The organism is Chryseobacterium viscerum, from assembly GCF_025949665.1.
In the GTDB taxonomy this organism is placed as follows: Bacteria; Bacteroidota; Bacteroidia; order Flavobacteriales; family Weeksellaceae; genus Chryseobacterium; species Chryseobacterium viscerum_A.
This window is the reverse complement of sequence record NZ_JAPDFT010000001.1, coordinates 2,853,853-2,870,865: the sequence shown is the minus strand read 5'-3', so window position 1 is coordinate 2,870,865 and position 17,013 is coordinate 2,853,853. Positions and strand designations below refer to the sequence as shown.

The following is a 17,013-nucleotide window of genomic DNA, read 5'->3' as shown; positions in this document are numbered from 1 at the left end:
TATAAAAATAATACATAATAGAAATATGGACATTAAAAAGGATTTCAGAGATTTCTCTGTAAAACATTTAGGAAACAACGGTTTGGTTACCGATCAGTATATGGGAATGTATGGCCCAACGAATCTTACTCCGTACATCATGGAAGAAAGAAGATTAAACGTTGCTCAGATGGACGTTTTCTCCCGTCTGATGATGGACAGAATTATCTTCCTGGGAACAGGTATTGATGATCAGGTGGCAAATATCGTTACGGCACAGCTTTTATTCTTGGAAAGCGCAGACCCGTCAAAAGATATTCAGATCTATATCAACTCTCCTGGTGGGAGTGTTTATGCAGGTTTAGGTATTTATGACACGATGCAGATCATTAAGCCGGATGTAGCAACAATCTGTACAGGTATGGCTGCTTCAATGGGAGCTGTATTATTGGTTGCAGGAGAAAAAGGAAAACGTTCTGCGCTTAAACATTCAAGAGTAATGATTCACCAGCCTTCAGGAGGTGCTCAGGGAGTTGCTTCTGATATGGAGATCAACTTGAGAGAGATGCTGAAGCTGAAGCAGGAACTTTATGAAATCATTGGTCACCACTCAGGACAAACTTACGAGTGGGTAGAAAAATCTTCTGACAGAGATTACTGGATGACTTCTGAAGAAGCTAAAGGTTACGGAATGGTAGATGAGGTTTTACAAAGATCTACAGAGAAAAAATAATTGATTGTAAAATCATAAGAAACCGCACTAATTTGGTGCGGTTTTTTTGTTGAATTAATTTTGGATTTTAAACTGTATTGACTGTTTAGATTCCCACGGAATGACACAATTGGAATAATGTTTTATCCATACAGTTTGTCATTCCGTAGGAATCCAGCCACCATCACTCATGAAGAAATACATCAGAGAAAATCTACAATCCAGACCATATTCTCAGCTGAAGACGTAAGAATTCCCCTCCCTTTGGAGGGGTGGCGAAAATTCAAAGAATTTTTGACGGGGTGGTTTTCCATGTCCTCATAAAAAAGACGCAGTCATTGACTGCGTCAAATCTTCGATTTCTGATACAGATTGAAGATCTGCGCATGTTGTATCTTTTTTCGGATGTCCCAAAAATCTATTTTCAAATTAATTAATGATTAAATAAGATTATTGGGTTTTCGCTTTTAAACTCTCTGTTTTTTCTGTTTATATTCAATTCATTTTGTAGTTCCATTGTTAAAATACAATTATTATTATATTCAACATCAGTTTATAATCAATCTCTATTTTCGCAGCCATAAAAGTGAATATGAAAAAATTACTATTGTCTGTTGTAGTGCTGGCAGTATTGGCTTCATGTAAAAGTGATGATGATACCACAATAATTAATCAGGATATTAATTATTCCAAACTACCACAGGAATTTCCCTTTACAAAACTGGCTACCATAAACGGAGTAGATGTCATTAATGGCGGATTTGGTTCCGGAGCAGCCGCTCATCCTACAAGAAAAGGCGAATTCTATGTCATTACAGACAGAGGACCTAATACCGATTTCCAGAACGGGAAAAAATTTCTTGCTCCTAATTTTACGCCTACCATTATGCATTTTAAAATCAATGCTGATGGAAATGTAGAGGTGATCAAATATATTAAACTTAAAAATCCATCAGGACAACCTATTACAGGACTTCCAAACCCTGTCGGAATGGGAAGTACAGGGGAAATAGCCTATGATGCATCCGGAAATGTTTTAGGAACAGATAAATATGGATTAGACAGTGAAAGTATTGTGGCAGCTGCTGATGGTACATTCTGGGTTTCTGATGAATATGGACCGCACATCGTACATTATAGTGCTGACGGGATGGAGATGGAAAGAATAAGCCCGATAGGTGTAAATACCGGACCAAGAAAGTTGCCTGCCGTTTTAGCGAAAAGAAGAGCCAACAGAGGAATGGAAGGACTTTGTATCACTCCGGATGGGAGAACATTGGTAGGTACAATGCAATCGATGATGTTTGTTCCTAGTAAAACATTGGCTACCAATACTACTTTAACGAGAATTGTCACATTTGATATTATTACAGGGCAGACCAAGCAGTTTTTATACAAGCAGGATGGTGGGGCTTCTGATTCGGTGTGTGATATTACTGCATTAAGTAACAATGAATTCCTGGTGATTGAAAGAGATGGAAGTTTCGGATCTCAGGGTGGAATTAAAAAAGTATACAGAATTAACCTGAGCAATGCTTCCGATGTGAACGGAGCGGATATCAATGCAGTAGACGGAATGAAAATTAATGGAAAAGCTTTAGAGCAGTGTTCATGGGATGAAATTACCAATGCGGGGATAAAAGCTGTTTCAAAAACATTAGCCGTAGATCTGGTTGCAAAACTGGGCTATGAACATGATAAATTCGAGGGGATTGTTTATTTGGGAAATAATAAACTGGCTGTTTTTAATGATGATGACTTTGGAGTAGTGGATGATGGAAACGGAAACCCTAAAGCCAAAATTCTTCCTAAAACAGGGAAGGTAGACAAAGGAACTATGTACGTAGTCGATATTCAATAATTAGATTTTTTTAACGGAAAACGGCGACATCTTCGATGTCGCCGTTTTTATGTATCAATAGGAACAGACTTTATCCGAAACCTGTTATTTTTTAATATTAATTAAAACCTTCAATAATCTTAGAGAAATCCTCTAGTTTCAAAGCTGCCCCTCCAATCAGACCTCCGTCGATATCCGGCTGAGAGAAGATTTCTTTTGCGTTGTCTGGTTTTACAGATCCTCCGTAAAGGATTGAAATTTCATCAGCAACTTCCTGTCCGTATTTTGCAGCGATGATACTTCTGATGTGTGCATGAATTTCCTGAGCCTGCTCCGGACTTGCTGTTTCGCCTGTTCCGATCGCCCAAACCGGTTCATAAGCAATCACTACCTTCTTAATTTCTTCAGCAGAAAGTGTGAAAAGTGCTACTTCAGTCTGATTTTTTACTACTTCCAGATGTTGTCCTGCCTTTCTCTGCTCAAGAGTTTCCCCATTACAGTAAACAGGAATAAGACCTTTGTCAAGCGCTAATTTGATTTTTCTGTTACAGTGAGAATCTGTTTCCCCGTGATACTGTCTTCTTTCAGAGTGCCCGATTAATGAACCGGTAGCATCAATAGATTCTAACATATCTACAGAAATTTCTCCTGTATAAGCACCACTTTCATGCTCACTCATATCCTGAGAAAATACCCCGATTTCGTCCTTTTCAAAGATGTCTTTTGCCATCATTAAATATAATGAAGGTGGAGCAATCCAAACCTCACAGTTCGTAGCATTGTTGTTTTTATAGCTTAGTAACTGAATCATCAATTGTTGTGCATCAATTACATTTTTGTTCATTTTCCAGTTGCCAGCAACTATTTTTCTTCTCATAAGATTTAAATATAGATTTATTTATTTTTAATTTTTCTTTTGCAAAATCTGTGAGGCTCTTTTTTACTCTCGCAGATTTGTTTGATTTAGCAGATTAATTTAACCTAATTACATATTATAGGTTATTTACAACTCTCTTAATATTGTCTAAAATATTAGAAGTATTAAAATTTATAAGTAGTCCTAATTTTCTATTAGATAATTTTAAATAAGTATATAATTGTTTATAATGAACGTTATCTAACTCTTTTATTGATTTTAGTTCTAAAATAACTTTATCTTCTACTAAAATGTCAATTTTAAAATTAATATCAAATTTTTTATTGTCATAATATACCGGAAGTACTACTTCAGATTTGACACTTAAACCATTTTCTTCCAGTTCGTAAATCAGTATTTTTTGATATACAGATTCAAGTAAACCAGGGCCTAACTGATTATATACATTGAAAACACACTTTCGTATAATATATGAAATTTCATTTTCTGTTATTAATATAAATCTGCGTTATCTGCAAAATCTGCGAGGCTTTCTATTTAGTAATCCCTTCCAGTTTAAACATGAAAGCATACACCAAAGCCAGATCCTTCAGATAATCAAACCTTCCTGAAGCACCACCATGGCCATAAGCCATATCTGTTTTTAATAACAATACATTTTTATCCGTTTTCATATCTCTAAGTTTAGCAACCCATTTAGCAGGTTCAAAATATTGAACCTGAGAATCATGTAATCCTGTTGTTACCAAAAGATTCGGATAGTTTTTCTTCTCAATATTTTCATATGGAGAATAAGATTTCATATAGAAGTACGCCTCTTTATTGTTCGGATTTCCCCATTCGTCATATTCATTGGTCGTCAATGGAATGCTGGTGTCAAGCATCGTATTTACTACATCTACGAACGGAACCTGTGAAATAACACCATTCCATAGATTGGGGCTCATATTGGTCACTGCACCCATCAAAAGACCTCCTGCACTTCCTCCCTGAGCATACAGGTGTTTAGGTGAAGTATATTTTTCTTTAACCAGATATTCTCCGGAATCAATGAAATCGGTAAACGTGTTTTTCTTTTTCATCATTTTTCCGTCTTCATACCACTGTCTTCCCATTTCCTGGCCTCCGCGGATGTGGGCAATAGCATAAGCAAAACCTCTGTCCAAAAGACTTAATCTGTTGCTGTTGAAAGTGGCATCCATAGGACTTCCGTAAGAGCCGTAAGCGTAGAGTAGAAGTGGCCTGTTTCCGTCTTTTTTGAATCCCTTTTTATAAACAATAGAGATTGGAATTTTTGTTCTGTCTTTAGCCTTAGCAAAAAGTCTTTCGGTAGTATAATTGTCTTTGTTGTAACCTCCAAGAACTTCCTGTTGTTTCAAAAGAGTTCTTTTCCCTGTTTTCAAATCCTGCTCATACTGAGAACTTGGCGTGATCATGGAAGTATATCCAAAACGGAAATTATCGGTGTTATATTCAGGATTTCCTGATGAATACACCGTGTATACGGGCTCATCGAATTTCAGGAATTCCTTTTTACCTGTTTTTCTATCGTAGACAGACAATTGAGAAAGCCCGTTCTGTCTTTCATTGAAAACCAGATAGTTTTTAAATGCATTAATACCTTCCATCAGAACATCATTCCTGTGCGGAATAAAATCTTTCCAGTTTTCAACACCTGTTTTGTCTAAAGGCGTTTCTACAATTTTGAAGTTAAGAGCATCTTTATTGGTTCTGATCAAAAATTTATCTTCCAGTGGTGTAACGGTATACAGAACATTCTTCATTCTTGGTTGGAAAACATTGAATGTTCCATCAGCCTGATCAGCATTCAGGTATTTTGTTTCAGAAGAAGTGGTAGACCCTGAGTGGATCAGGATAAATTTTTCATTCTTGGATTTATATACCGAAATAAAATTGGTTTTATCCTTCTCTTCATACACTGTTACGTCCTTACCGGAATCAGTTCCCAGCGTATGTCTTTTGATCTTTTCAGATAAAAGGGTCTCCGGATTATTCTCTGTATAGAAAATGGTTTTGTTATCGTTAGCCCATGTTGCAGAACCTCCTGTATTTTTAATGCCAAGATCAGTCGTTTTACCTGTAGAAAGATCTTTTAAGAACAATTTATATTGTCTTCTGGAAATATCATCCACTCCATAGATTATTTTGGTATTATCCGGGCTGATGCTAAAGCCTGAAGCAGCATAATATGAATGACCTTCTGCCATTTTATCTACATCCAGAAGAATTTCTTCAGGGGCAGTAAGACTGCCTTTTTTTCTGCAGTATTTAAAATATTGTTTTCCTGCTTCCGTACGGCTGTAATAATAATATCCGTTTTTGAAAACCGGTACAGATTCGTCTTTTTCTTTGATTCTGGCTTTCATTTCCTGGAAAAGCTTTTCTCTGAAAGGATCTGTGTCTTTCATCATGCCTTCCCAATACGTGTTTTCGGCCTTTAAATAATCAACAACCTTGGTGGAATCTTTTCCTTTCTTAAAATAATCAATCATCCAGTAATACGGATCATTGACTTTGTCTCCGTGGATTTCTCTGATATGTTCCTGCTTTTCTGCAACAGGACCTTTCAAATCCGGAAATTTTTGAGACTGAAATGTTGATGCACTCATTACTAATAGTCCTAGATAAATTTTTTTCATGGTTTTTTGTTTTTTTATGCTATAATCCCCAAAGATTTTTCAGCAGAACGTAAAACGTATGCTCCTCTTCAGTTACTTTGTTATCAGCTTTAATCAGTGATTTTGCAAACTGAACAAACTTTACACGTTCATCCTCTGTAGAATCTTCATGGAAACATCTTGCATGGAATTCAAAATGGTCTTTCCATTCTTCAGGCTGTAAAAGGGCAAGTGTCTCCAGTTCATTGTCAAGATTCATTCTGAACGGAAATTCATCCGCCATGTATTGCTGTATCAGCATTCCTTCCTCAGGAGCAAACTCTCCGTCTACAGAAGAAAGAATCATTAATAAGTGATATCCGGCGATTGATTTATTTGATTTTTGCATGAGCTGTTGTATGTTTAAATTTGATAGTTGATAGTTGATAGTTGATAGTTGATAGTTGATAGTTGATAGTTGATAGTTGATAGTTGAGCTGCGATTATTTCTCGTAAATACTTCCTTCTATCATTTATAATTAATTAACGTAGTCCTTCGCAGGCTGTTTGTCTATAATTTTTCCATTTTCAAGAATCAGTACAAATGGGTTGCTTCTTGCTATGGTTTTGATGGCAGTTCCGTCCATCATGGCATTTTTAATGGTTTTAAAAGTATTTGGATAAGTAGAAATTCCGTAGATAAGAGCTCCTTTTTGCGTATTTACTTTAGCTTCCACCTTCTGAAGCAGATCAGCAGGAACATCTTTTGGATGGTAGGAGAATACTAAAACAGCTTTTGGAGCGTTGATAATTTCATTCGTAACCTCCATTCCTGTAGGATCTTCAATCTTAAATTTCACGATTTCAGATTTGTAACCTTCTTTGATCAGTACAGATTCATTTTTTCCTTCTTCAATTTTCCATGGAGAACCTTCTGCCCAGTATTCTGTTTTTTTGATATAATCATCCTGATTTACCTTTATAACAGCTCCTGTTTTCTGATTTTTCAGAGAGTAAAAAGTTTTATATTCGGAAGGATTTTTTTCAATTTTTCCTTTTTCAGCTTTAATATCTGTTCCTATTTTATAATCACGGAAATCAATGATTGGTTCATGCATAATTCCTTGTGCCATAACGTAAATCATACCCAGGGAAAAGACCGTTAGAAGGATGTATTTGAATGTATTGGAAGACTCTTTCTGAGTAATTCCATACTCATCTTTTTTACGGAAATCTTTTCTGTACAGAACAAAAAGGATAATCAGTCCTACAAGAAGCACAACATCCTTAAGAAAGCTCTGCCATGGGGTAAACTTGATGGCATCTCCAAAACATCCACAGTCTGTTACCACATTGAAATAAGCTGAATAGAATGTAAGAAATCCAAAGAAAACACAAAGTGCTATTAATATAGATAAGGTAAATTTCAGCTTTAATTTAAGCAGCAGCATAAATCCAAGGAAAAGCTCCAGTACCACCACAATAATGGAAAACAGCAGGGCAAACTTTTCTAAAAACGGCATGTTGAAAACAGGAGGAGCAAAATATTCTTCCATTTTGAAAGAAAAACCTACCAGATCCACGGCTTTCACAAAGCCTGAAAGGATAAAAATAACAGCAATAATAAAGCGTAATAAACCTTTGAGCATATTAAATATTTTTGGGTTCGAATTGATTTTCTTTTTCTGAGAACTTGATCAGGCAGAAGACAGCATAATTCAGCATATCGAAATAGTTGGCATCAAGCCCTTCCGAAACGATTGTTTTTCCCTGATTGTCCTCAATCTGTTTAGTTCTTAATACTTTCTGATAAATAAGATCCGTGATCGAAGAGATTCTCATATCCCTCCATGCCTCACCATAATCATGGTTTTTTCTTTCCATTAAAGCCTTCGCTTCGTTGGAATATTTGTCATACAGACCTAAAATTTCTTCTTTATTTTCATTGAAATCATTGGAAAGACCTTTCTCCAGCTGAATAAGCCCAATGATAGAGTAGTTCACAATGGCGATAAATTCATCTTCCTCACTCTCATCCACCATTTTTTTATCAGTCATCTGCAGCGTACGGATTCTATTAACTTTAATATAAATCTGATCTGTAATGGAACTTGGTCTTAAAACCCTCCATGCTGCACCATAATCCTGTAATTTTTTACCGAAAAGATCACGGCACTGACTGATAACTTTCTCGAACTGTACTGATGTTTTTAGCATAAATTTTCTTAATCTTCCAAATATACGAATTCGGTTTCAGATTTTTGAATTTGATGAGCTGAGTTTGTGTGTGAGAGGGTTTGAGGGTGGGAGAGTTTGAGCGTGGGAGCGTTTCGGGGTCTGGGTTTCGAGTTGTTGAGTTTTAGAGTAAGAGGGTTTTAGAGTAAGAGGGTTTTAGGGTTAGAGAGTGTTTTGAGGAAAGAGTTTCAAGATTAGATTTACCGGGTTTTGGGATTGATAGTGTAGGCTCTAACTTCCATTCTCCAGCTTCTGGCTTTCATCCACTAATTTCTAATTTCTAGCTTCTAATCTCTCATTAAACCTCATAAATCACTAATTTTGCACTACAAAATCAATTATCATTTATTAATTCTCACCCGCCAATAATAAATTCTCATGCTCTCCAACCCTCCAACTCTCCAACCCTCCAACGCTCCAACCTACTCAATCAACTGCAATGGCCGATTGGTACAACTGGATACTCCAAAAATCATGGGAATCCTGAATCTGACTCCGGATTCTTTCTCTGATGGTGGAAAATTTAATAATGAAAAATCAGCTTTGGAACATGCAGAAAAACTTTTGAAAGAAGGAGCTGAAATACTGGATATCGGTCCTCAGTCTACACGTCCAAATGCAGAATTCTTAAGTGCTGCAGAAGAAATAAACAGAATTGGAACTCTCATTTCTCTGATCAAAAAAGAATTTCCGGAAGCCCTTGTTTCCCTTGATACTTTTTATGCAGAAACAGTGAAATTCGGATTTAACGAAGGAATAGATCTGATTAATGATATTTCAGGTGGACAGTATGATGAAAAAATGTTTGATACAGCTGCTGAAACGAAGCTTCCTTACATTCTCATGCATGTAAATCCTTCCTACCAAACCATGCATGATAAAATAAAATTCGAAGATATTACGCTGGAAGTGAACCAATATTTTTCTAAAAAAACAAAAGAACTTTTAGAAAAAGGAGTGAATGATATCATTCTTGATCCCGGTTTTGGTTTCGGAAAAACAGTAGAAGATCAGATGAAAATGATTCACGAAATTGAATACCTGGGATTTGGAAAATTCCCTCTTTTAATAGGTATTTCCAGAAAGTCATTTATCTATAAACCTTTGGGGAAATCACCTCTTGACATCAATGAAGAAACGCAAAAACTTCACATGAAAGTATTAGAACAGGGAGCAAAGATTGTAAGGGTTCATGATGTGGCTGCAACAAAGGAAACATTGACTCGTTTTTTACGAAAAAAATAAAAAGTGTGAAAAAAACTTGTGAGTAATTAAAAAGTTTATACATTTGCAATATGAATTTTACGAATCAGAAAAATATTATTGTCATTTCTATTATTGCTGTTGTCATTAGCAACAGGAAGGAAACGGCATTTTAAATAGATTTTAATTTAAATTATATATAAAACCGTTTCAAATTATGAAACGGTTTTTTTTGTTTTAATTTTTTAGAGTACAAGAGTATGTATCAGTTATTATCAGTAATTATTATCGTCATTATTATTCCCTTACGTCTGTGAGAAGGAAGGTGTATGACTGTACATATATTGAGCCCTCTCACAACGTGAGAGGGCTTTTTTTATTCCCATTTTAATTTTTTTTAAACCTTATAACATGTATTACAACGACGACACGACCATCTACTTTGACGGAAAATTTATGAAAGCGAAAGAGGCCGGAACAGATCTCTACGGGCAGTCACTTCACTATGGTTATTCTGTTTTTGAAGGAATTAAATCCTACAGCACAGATCAGGGAACCAAAATCTTCAAAGCAAAAGAACATTATGAAAGATTGAGAAGATCAGCAGAACTGATGCATATCCCTTTTGATTATTCCGTAGAACAGCTTACTGATCTTACTTATGAACTTCTGGAACGTAACGGCTTCACAGATGCTTATATCCGTCCGTTGGTCACATGTTCGCCTAATATGTCACTTTCAAAAGGACAAAAATCTTATCTGTCGCTTCTTGCCTGGGAATGGAATAACGGCTATCTGGCAGATAAAATGAAAATTATGACTTCTCCTTTTCAACGTCCGAATCCTAAAGCTTTCAAGGTTGAAGCCAAAGTAGGGGGCCATTATGTAAACTCAATATTGGCCTGTCAGGATGCCAAAGACAAAGGTTATGATGAAGCGCTGGTACTGGATGAAAATGGAAATGTTGCCGAAAGCTCAGGTGCCAATGTTTTCTACGAAAAAGATGGTGTTTTATATACTCCGGCCAAAGGAAGTATCCTTCCGGGAATCACAAGACAAACTGTTATGGAGATCTGTAACGAGCTTGATATCCCTGTAAAAGAAACCTTTTTTAAACCGGAAGAAATGCGTGGTGCAGATGCTGGCTTTTTCTGTGGTACAGCAGCAGAAATTGTTGCCCTGGATTCCCTTGATGATGTTCCTTTCACCAGAAACTGGGAAGAGACTGCAAGTGGGAAAGTACAGCAGGCATATTTGAAATTGGTAAGAGTTCTGTCATTGTAAATTTTAATAATTTAAATAATTGATTGTCAATTAAGTATGTCTATTTTTTAAACGGTTGAGTATTGTAGTTTTTAGAAAAACTGAAAATGAAAAGAATATTACAAAATGTAGTTTTGGATCAGAATTTAGTAAAGAACTCCATTTTAGAGATAAGAAAAGAATATAAAATGCAGGAAAAATATGTTAAATAAATATTCAAAAACATTCACGCAGAACAGTGAACAACCCGCAGCCAAAGCAATGTTGTACGGGATAGGATTTACAGAAGAAGATATGCACAAGGCTCAGGTCGGGATTGCCAGTATGGGGTATGACGGAAATACCTGCAATATGCATTTGAATGATCTGGCTCAGGTGGTAAAAAAAGGAACATGGAATCATGGGCTAGCCGGATTGGTTTTTAACACAATCGGAGTAAGTGACGGTATGAGCAACGGAACAGATGGAATGCGTTATTCTCTGGTAAGCCGTGATGTAATTGCAGACAGTATCGAAGCGATCTGCGGAGCACAATACTATGATGGATTGATTGCATTACCAGGCTGTGACAAAAATATGCCGGGAACCATCATAGCAATGGGAAGGCTGAACAGACCATCCATCATGGTGTATGGAGGAACGATTGCTCCCGGCTGCTACAAAGGTGAACAGCTTAATATTGTTTCTGCTTTTGAAGCTTTGGGTAAAAAGATTGCAGGAGAAATCACTGAAGAAGATTTTGATGGTGTTGTAAAGAATTCATGTCCAGGCGCTGGAGCATGTGGTGGAATGTATACTGCTAATACAATGGCTTCTGCTATTGAGGCATTGGGAATGAGTCTTCCGTATTCTTCTTCCAATCCAGCTTTAAGCAAAGAAAAACAGGAAGAATGCCTTGAAGCAGGAAAATACCTGAAAGTATTATTGGAAAAAGATATCAAACCTTCGGATATCATGACCCGCAAAGCTTTCGAAAATGCTCTTCGTATGATTGTTATTCTCGGAGGAAGTACCAATGCAGTTTTACATTTTATAGCCATGGCAAAAAGTGTCGGAGTGCCGCTTACTCAGGATGATTTCCAGAAGATGAGTGATAAAACTCCTGTGCTGGCAGATCTAAAGCCAAGCGGAAAATACCTGATGCAGGATCTTTATGAACACGGAGGAATACCATCGGTAATGAAATATCTTCTAAACCAGGGATTATTACACGGTGATTGCTTAACAGTAACCGGAAAGACGTTAGCTGAAAATTTAGAACATGTTCCCGATCTGGATTTTAATACACAGAAAATCATAAAACCATTGTCAGAACCTGTAAAAGCTACAGGACACCTGAGAATATTATATGGAAATCTTGCTGAAAAAGGAAGTGTCGCCAAAATCACAGGTAAAGAAGGGGAGCGTTTCGTAGGAAAAGCCCGTGTATTTGATGGTGAAAAAAATCTGATCAGAGGAATTCAGGATGGAACCGTACAGCATGGCGATGTCATTGTCATCCGTCATGAGGGTCCGAAAGGAGCTCCAGGAATGCCGGAAATGCTGAAGCCTACGAGTGCACTGATTGGTGCAGGTTTGGGAAGCAGTGTTGCCTTGATTACAGATGGAAGGTTTAGCGGAGGAACCCATGGCTTTGTAGTAGGGCATATCACTCCGGAAGCTCATGAAGGAGGTCTGATAGCCTTTGTAAATGATGATGATCTGATTGAAATTGATGCTGTAAACAACACCATACAGCTCAAAGTTTCAGGAGATGAAATAGAAAGAAGAAAGAAAGGATGGCAAAAACCACCTCTTAAAGTACAGAAAGGATTGCTTTATAAATATGCATTAACAGTATCATCAGCGGCAGAAGGCTGTGTAACGGACGAAATCACTCAATAAAAGTATATGGAAAACCTGAATTTATCAACAGAAATACAACTTAGTGGAAGTCGGATCATTCTTGAAGCTTTTCTTCAGGAAGGAGTGAAAACCGTTTTCGGATATCCGGGTGGGGCTATTATTCCTATTTATGATGCCCTTTACGACTATCAGGAGAATCTGAATCATATACTTGTACGTCACGAGCAAGCGGCAGTACATGCAGCACAGGGCTTAGCAAGAGTCTCTGGAGAAGTCGGTGTTGTATTGGCTACCAGTGGTCCGGGCGCAACTAATCTCGTAACTGGTTTGGCCGATGCTCTATTGGATAATACCCCTTTGGTATGTATTACAGGACAGGTTTTTGAACACCTTCTCGGAACCGATGCCTTTCAGGAAATAGATGTAATGAACGTTACAAGTCCGGTTACCAAATGGAATTATCAGGTGACCGATGCTAATGAGCTTCCCGAAGTATTGGCAAAAGCATTCTACATTGCAAAATCTGGTCGTCCAGGTCCTGTACTGATTGATGTTACTAAAAACGCCCAGCTGCAATCTGTTGATTATAAAGGATATTCTCCATGTTATTCATTGAGGAGTTATAAACCAAATCCTGATCCATGTTTTGAAAGTATTGAAAAAGCTGCATTGTTGATTAATGAGGCAGAAAAACCATTCATCATTGCAGGGCAGGGGATTATGTTGGGGAAAGCTGAAAAAGAGTTCTTAGAGTTTGCCAAAAAATCAGGAATCCCGGTGGCATGGACGGTTTTAGGAATGAGCGCCATTTCTACCGATCATCCACAAGCTGTAGGAATGGTAGGAATGCACGGAAACTATGGTCCGAATATATTAACCAACGAATGCGACGTTCTGATTGCTGTCGGAATGCGTTTCGATGACCGCGTGACAGGAAGATTGGATCAGTATGCGAAACAGGCGAAAATCATTCATCTTGATATAGATAAAGCTGAGATCAATAAAAATGTAAAAGTTGATGTTCCTGTTCTTGGAAACTGCAAACATACGCTTCCATTTCTTACAAAATGGATTGTAAAAAGAGAATATCCGGAATGGCATGAGAAATTTAAAAACTGTCATGAAATTGAAAGTATTAACCTAATCAATACTGAACTTTATCCTGAAGAAGGAGAAATCACAATGGGAGAAGTAATCCGCCACCTGAATGAGATGACAAAAGGTGAGGCAGTGATTGTAACCGATGTGGGACAACATCAGATGGCAACTTGCCGCTACTCTCACTTCAAACATTCCCGAACCAACGTAACAAGTGGAGGGCTGGGAACAATGGGATTCTGTCTTCCTGCCGCAATAGGAGCATCCTATGCAGAGACAGGTCGTCCTGTAATTGCTGTCATGGGAGATGGTGGAGCTCAAATGAATATTCAGGAACTGGGAACTATAATGCAGTACCATCCGGAAGTAAAGATATTAATTCTGAATAATTGCTATCTGGGAATGGTAAGGCAGTGGCAGGAATTGTTTCACGAAGAAAGATATTCCTCAGTGGATATTCAGAGTCCCGATTTCGTTCAGGTGGCAAAAGGATATAATATCCCGGGAAACAGAGTATCTGAGAGAGAAGATCTGAAATGGGCACTCCGTGAAATGCTCGATCATAAAGGGGCTTTTCTCCTTGAAGTGATGACGGGAAAAGAACACAACGTATTTCCGATGATCCCACAAGGAAAAAGTGTTTCGGAGATTGTATTAAATAATAAAGCTTAAAAATAAAAAGATGAAAACAGATCATAAAGAATACACCATTACAGCGTATACAGAAGATTATTTAGGGTTGATCGGCCGGATTAATGCTATTTTTTCAAGAAGAAGAATTTCTATGGTGACCTTCAATGTAGGTCCTTCCGAAATAGAAAAAGTAAAAAAGTTTGTCATCGTTATCAGAGAAACTGAAGACTCTGTTCAGAAGATCAGCAGACAAATGGAAAAACAGGTAGATGTTCTGGAAGTACATTATCACAGAAATCCATACCTGACGGCAGTAGAATATGCCAGCTAAGAACAAAAATTAAACATCACAATCAATAATAAATAAAATCAAAAAAAATGGCAAAATTGAATTTTGGAGGAGTAGAAGAGAACGTAGTAACAAGAGAAGAATTTCCGTTGGAAAAAGCTCAGGAAGCATTAAAAGACGAAGTCGTAGCAGTAATTGGATATGGAGTACAGGGACCCGGACAGGCTTTGAACCAGAAAGATAACGGAATCAATGTGATTGTAGGACAGAGAAAAAACTCCAAATCATGGGATAAAGCAGTAGCAGACGGATTTGTACCGGGAGAAACTTTATTTGAAATCGAAGAAGCACTAGAAAAAGGAACTATTATCTGTTATCTTTTGAGTGATGCCGCACAGATTGAATACTGGCCAAAAGTAAAACAGCATCTTACCCCAGGAAAAGCATTATACTTTTCTCATGGTTTCGGAATCACATTCAGTGAGCGTACGGGAATTGTTCCTCCAGCCGATGTAGACGTATTTCTGGTAGCACCAAAAGGTTCAGGAACATCATTGAGAAGAATGTTTCTACAGGACAGAGGTTTGAACAGCAGTTTTGCCGTTTATCAGGATGCTACAGGAAAAGCCAGAGAAAGAGTAACAGCATTAGGTATCGCAATCGGAAGCGGATATCTTTTTGAAACAGACTTTAAAAAAGAAGTATACAGTGATCTTGCCGGAGAACGTGGAACATTGATGGGTGCTGTACAGGGAATATTTGCCGCTCAGTATGATGTATTGAGAAAAAATGGACACAGCCCTTCCGAAGCTTTTAATGAAACGGTAGAAGAACTGACTCAGTCATTAATGCCTTTGGTAGCAGAAAACGGAATGGACTGGATGTATGCCAACTGCAGTACAACCGCTCAGAGAGGAGCTTTAGACTGGTGGAAGCGTTTCAGAGATGCTACTTCGCCTTTGTTTGAAGAACTATATGACAATGTAGCGAAAGGAAATGAAGCACAACGTTCGATTGACAGCAACAGCAAGCCGGATTATCGTGAAAAATTGGAAGCCGAACTTACTGAGCTGAGAGAAAGCGAAATGTGGAAAGCTGGTAAGACGGTGCGAAGCCTGAGACCAGAAAATAACTAATGACCAAACAGATGATGAAAGAGGGAATAAGTTCCTCCGTTTTAGAGAATGTCTATAAAGCGGAGGAACGATTAAGAAATGTAGTGGTAAAAACACCTTTGGCTGTCAATAATAATTTGTCAGCTATTTATGAGTCGAACATTCGTTTTAAAAGAGAAGACCTTCAAAGGGTAAGATCCTATAAAATAAGAGGAGCCTATAATAAGATGACAACCATGTCTGAGGAAGAACTTTCAAAAGGAGTTGTTTGTGCCAGTGCCGGAAATCATGCGCAGGGTGTTGCGTTTGCATGTCAGACCATGAAAGTAAAAGGAACTATTTTTATGCCTTTACCAACACCCGGACAAAAGCTTGAACAGGTAAAGATGTTCGGAGGAGAGTACATAGATGTTATTCTTTACGGAGATACTTTTGATGTGGCAAAAGATGCTGCAATGAGGTTTTGCAAAGATCATAACAGCGTATTTATTCATCCTTTTGATGATCCGGCGATTATTGAAGGGCAAGCAACAACAGCATTGGAAATTCTGGAACAGGCAGAAGGTATTGTTGATTATCTTTTTGTTCCTATAGGTGGGGGTGGGCTGGCAGCAGGAATCTGTACTGTGTTTCAGCATTTGTCTCCGCAAACAAAAATTATTGGAGTAGAGCCTTCCGCAGCAGCAAGCATGAAAAAAGCCCTTGAAAGAGGAAAACCTGTTCTTCTCGAAAAAATAAGCCGTTTTGTAGACGGAGCAGCAGTACAGAAAGTAGGAGACCTCACTTTCGAATGCTGTAAAAATATTCTGTACGATATGGCTACGGTAGATGAAGGACTTGTTTGTGAAACCATATTGTCACTGTATAATAAAGATGCTATCGTAGTAGAACCGGCAGGGGCGCTTTCAGTAGCTGCATTGGAAAAATACAGGGATGAAATAAAAGGTAAAAATGTAGTCTGTATCATCAGCGGAAGCAATAACGACATTACCCGTATGGAAGAAATCAAGGAAAAAGCATTGCTTTATGCAGGGTTAAAGCATTATTTCCTGGTCAGATTTCCACAGCGTCCGGGAGCATTGAAAACCTTTGTGATAGATGTGCTGGGCCCTGATGATGATATTACCTATTTTGAGTACACCCAAAAAAACTCAAAAGAAAAAGGAATTGCAGTAGTGGGAATTGCTCTGAAGCAAAACAAAGATTTCACCCCTTTGATTGATAAAATGAAACAATATGATTTTTTTGTCAACTATCTGAACAATGACCCTTCTCTGATGAATCTTCTTATTTAAAAGAGAAATAT

General features: G+C 37.6%; 15 protein-coding genes. 9 read left to right on the top strand and 6 right to left on the bottom strand.

Annotation, left to right across the window (positions count from 1 at the left end):
• Positions 1-25: 25 nt before the first annotated feature.
• Positions 26-712: an ATP-dependent Clp endopeptidase proteolytic subunit ClpP gene (gene clpP / locus OL225_RS12905; protein WP_034726592.1), complete on the top strand. Its 687-nt coding sequence runs from the start codon at positions 26-28 to the stop codon at positions 710-712.
• A 571-nt stretch (positions 713-1,283) separates the two neighbouring features.
• A complete protein-coding gene (locus OL225_RS12900; protein WP_264518529.1) occupies positions 1,284-2,552 on the top strand; it encodes an esterase-like activity of phytase family protein in 1,269 nt (422 codons plus the stop codon).
• 97 nt (positions 2,553-2,649) lie between these two features.
• On the opposite strand, the gene tpiA is transcribed toward OL225_RS12900, so the two are convergent.
• From tpiA to OL225_RS12870, 6 genes are all read right to left on the bottom strand, one after another.
• Positions 2,650-3,408: a triose-phosphate isomerase gene (gene tpiA, locus OL225_RS12895; RefSeq protein WP_264518528.1), complete on the bottom strand. Its 759-nt coding sequence runs from the start codon at positions 3,406-3,408 to the stop codon at positions 2,650-2,652.
• A 115-nt stretch (positions 3,409-3,523) separates the two neighbouring features.
• Complete coding sequence (locus OL225_RS12890) at positions 3,524-3,901, bottom strand: GxxExxY protein (protein ID WP_264518703.1); 378 nt, start codon at positions 3,899-3,901, stop codon at positions 3,524-3,526.
• Between the two features lie 40 nt (positions 3,902-3,941).
• Positions 3,942-6,068, bottom strand: coding sequence for a S9 family peptidase (locus OL225_RS12885; protein WP_264518527.1), 2,127 nt, complete (start codon positions 6,066-6,068; stop codon positions 3,942-3,944).
• 19 nt (positions 6,069-6,087) lie between these two features.
• The gene (locus OL225_RS12880; protein ID WP_264518526.1) at positions 6,088-6,435 is read right to left on the bottom strand and encodes a TerB family tellurite resistance protein; all 348 of its coding nucleotides are present in this window, start codon (positions 6,433-6,435) and stop codon (positions 6,088-6,090) included.
• A gap of 130 nt (positions 6,436-6,565) precedes the next feature.
• Complete coding sequence (locus tag OL225_RS12875) at positions 6,566-7,675, bottom strand: BT_3928 family protein (RefSeq protein WP_264518525.1); 1,110 nt, start codon at positions 7,673-7,675, stop codon at positions 6,566-6,568.
• A 1-nt stretch (position 7,676) separates the two neighbouring features.
• A complete protein-coding gene (locus tag OL225_RS12870; protein WP_047377066.1) occupies positions 7,677-8,243 on the bottom strand; it encodes a DUF1599 domain-containing protein in 567 nt (188 codons plus the stop codon).
• Positions 8,244-8,735: 492 nt separating this feature from the next.
• Here OL225_RS12870 and folP point away from each other — a divergent pair, with 492 nt between their 5' ends.
• The 7 genes from folP (at position 8,736) to ilvA (ending at position 17,002) form a co-directional block, all read left to right on the top strand.
• Positions 8,736-9,506: a dihydropteroate synthase gene (folP, locus tag OL225_RS12865; protein ID WP_185097830.1), complete on the top strand. Its 771-nt coding sequence runs from the start codon at positions 8,736-8,738 to the stop codon at positions 9,504-9,506.
• Between the two features lie 369 nt (positions 9,507-9,875).
• Positions 9,876-10,748 (top strand): branched-chain-amino-acid transaminase, encoded by an 873-nt coding sequence (gene ilvE / locus OL225_RS12860; protein ID WP_264518524.1) that lies wholly within the window; start codon positions 9,876-9,878, stop codon positions 10,746-10,748.
• Positions 10,749-10,928: 180 nt separating this feature from the next.
• On the top strand, positions 10,929-12,611 hold the full coding sequence (gene ilvD / locus OL225_RS12855; RefSeq protein WP_264518523.1) for a dihydroxy-acid dehydratase: 1,683 nt from the start codon (positions 10,929-10,931) through the stop codon (positions 12,609-12,611).
• Between the two features lie 6 nt (positions 12,612-12,617).
• The gene (ilvB, locus tag OL225_RS12850) at positions 12,618-14,342 is read left to right on the top strand and encodes a biosynthetic-type acetolactate synthase large subunit (protein ID WP_264518522.1); all 1,725 of its coding nucleotides are present in this window, start codon (positions 12,618-12,620) and stop codon (positions 14,340-14,342) included.
• Positions 14,343-14,352: 10 nt separating this feature from the next.
• Positions 14,353-14,634, top strand: coding sequence for a hypothetical protein (locus tag OL225_RS12845; protein WP_052184688.1), 282 nt, complete (start codon positions 14,353-14,355; stop codon positions 14,632-14,634).
• Between the two features lie 47 nt (positions 14,635-14,681).
• The gene (gene ilvC, locus OL225_RS12840) at positions 14,682-15,728 is read left to right on the top strand and encodes a ketol-acid reductoisomerase (RefSeq protein WP_264518521.1); all 1,047 of its coding nucleotides are present in this window, start codon (positions 14,682-14,684) and stop codon (positions 15,726-15,728) included.
• Positions 15,728-17,002, top strand: coding sequence for a threonine ammonia-lyase (gene ilvA / locus OL225_RS12835; protein ID WP_264518520.1), 1,275 nt, complete (start codon positions 15,728-15,730; stop codon positions 17,000-17,002). The genes ilvC and ilvA overlap by 1 nt, the downstream gene beginning before the upstream one ends.
• The last annotated feature ends 11 nt before the right edge of the window (positions 17,003-17,013 follow it).

Coding starts and splice junctions, on each gene's coding strand:
- clpP (WP_034726592.1), top strand. CDS start 26: ATGGACATTAAAAAGGATTTCAGAGATTTCTCTGTAAAACATTTAGGA.
- OL225_RS12900 (WP_264518529.1), top strand. CDS start 1,284: ATGAAAAAATTACTATTGTCTGTTGTAGTGCTGGCAGTATTGGCTTCA.
- tpiA (WP_264518528.1), bottom strand. CDS start 3,408: ATGAGAAGAAAAATAGTTGCTGGCAACTGGAAAATGAACAAAAATGTA.
- OL225_RS12885 (WP_264518527.1), bottom strand. CDS start 6,068: ATGAAAAAAATTTATCTAGGACTATTAGTAATGAGTGCATCAACATTT.
- OL225_RS12880 (WP_264518526.1), bottom strand. CDS start 6,435: ATGCAAAAATCAAATAAATCAATCGCCGGATATCACTTATTAATGATT.
- OL225_RS12875 (WP_264518525.1), bottom strand. CDS start 7,675: ATGCTCAAAGGTTTATTACGCTTTATTATTGCTGTTATTTTTATCCTT.
- OL225_RS12870 (WP_047377066.1), bottom strand. CDS start 8,243: ATGCTAAAAACATCAGTACAGTTCGAGAAAGTTATCAGTCAGTGCCGT.
- folP (WP_185097830.1), top strand. CDS start 8,736: ATGGGAATCCTGAATCTGACTCCGGATTCTTTCTCTGATGGTGGAAAA.
- ilvE (WP_264518524.1), top strand. CDS start 9,876: ATGTATTACAACGACGACACGACCATCTACTTTGACGGAAAATTTATG.
- ilvD (WP_264518523.1), top strand. CDS start 10,929: ATGTTAAATAAATATTCAAAAACATTCACGCAGAACAGTGAACAACCC.
- ilvB (WP_264518522.1), top strand. CDS start 12,618: ATGGAAAACCTGAATTTATCAACAGAAATACAACTTAGTGGAAGTCGG.
- OL225_RS12845 (WP_052184688.1), top strand. CDS start 14,353: ATGAAAACAGATCATAAAGAATACACCATTACAGCGTATACAGAAGAT.
- ilvC (WP_264518521.1), top strand. CDS start 14,682: ATGGCAAAATTGAATTTTGGAGGAGTAGAAGAGAACGTAGTAACAAGA.
- ilvA (WP_264518520.1), top strand. CDS start 15,728: ATGACCAAACAGATGATGAAAGAGGGAATAAGTTCCTCCGTTTTAGAG.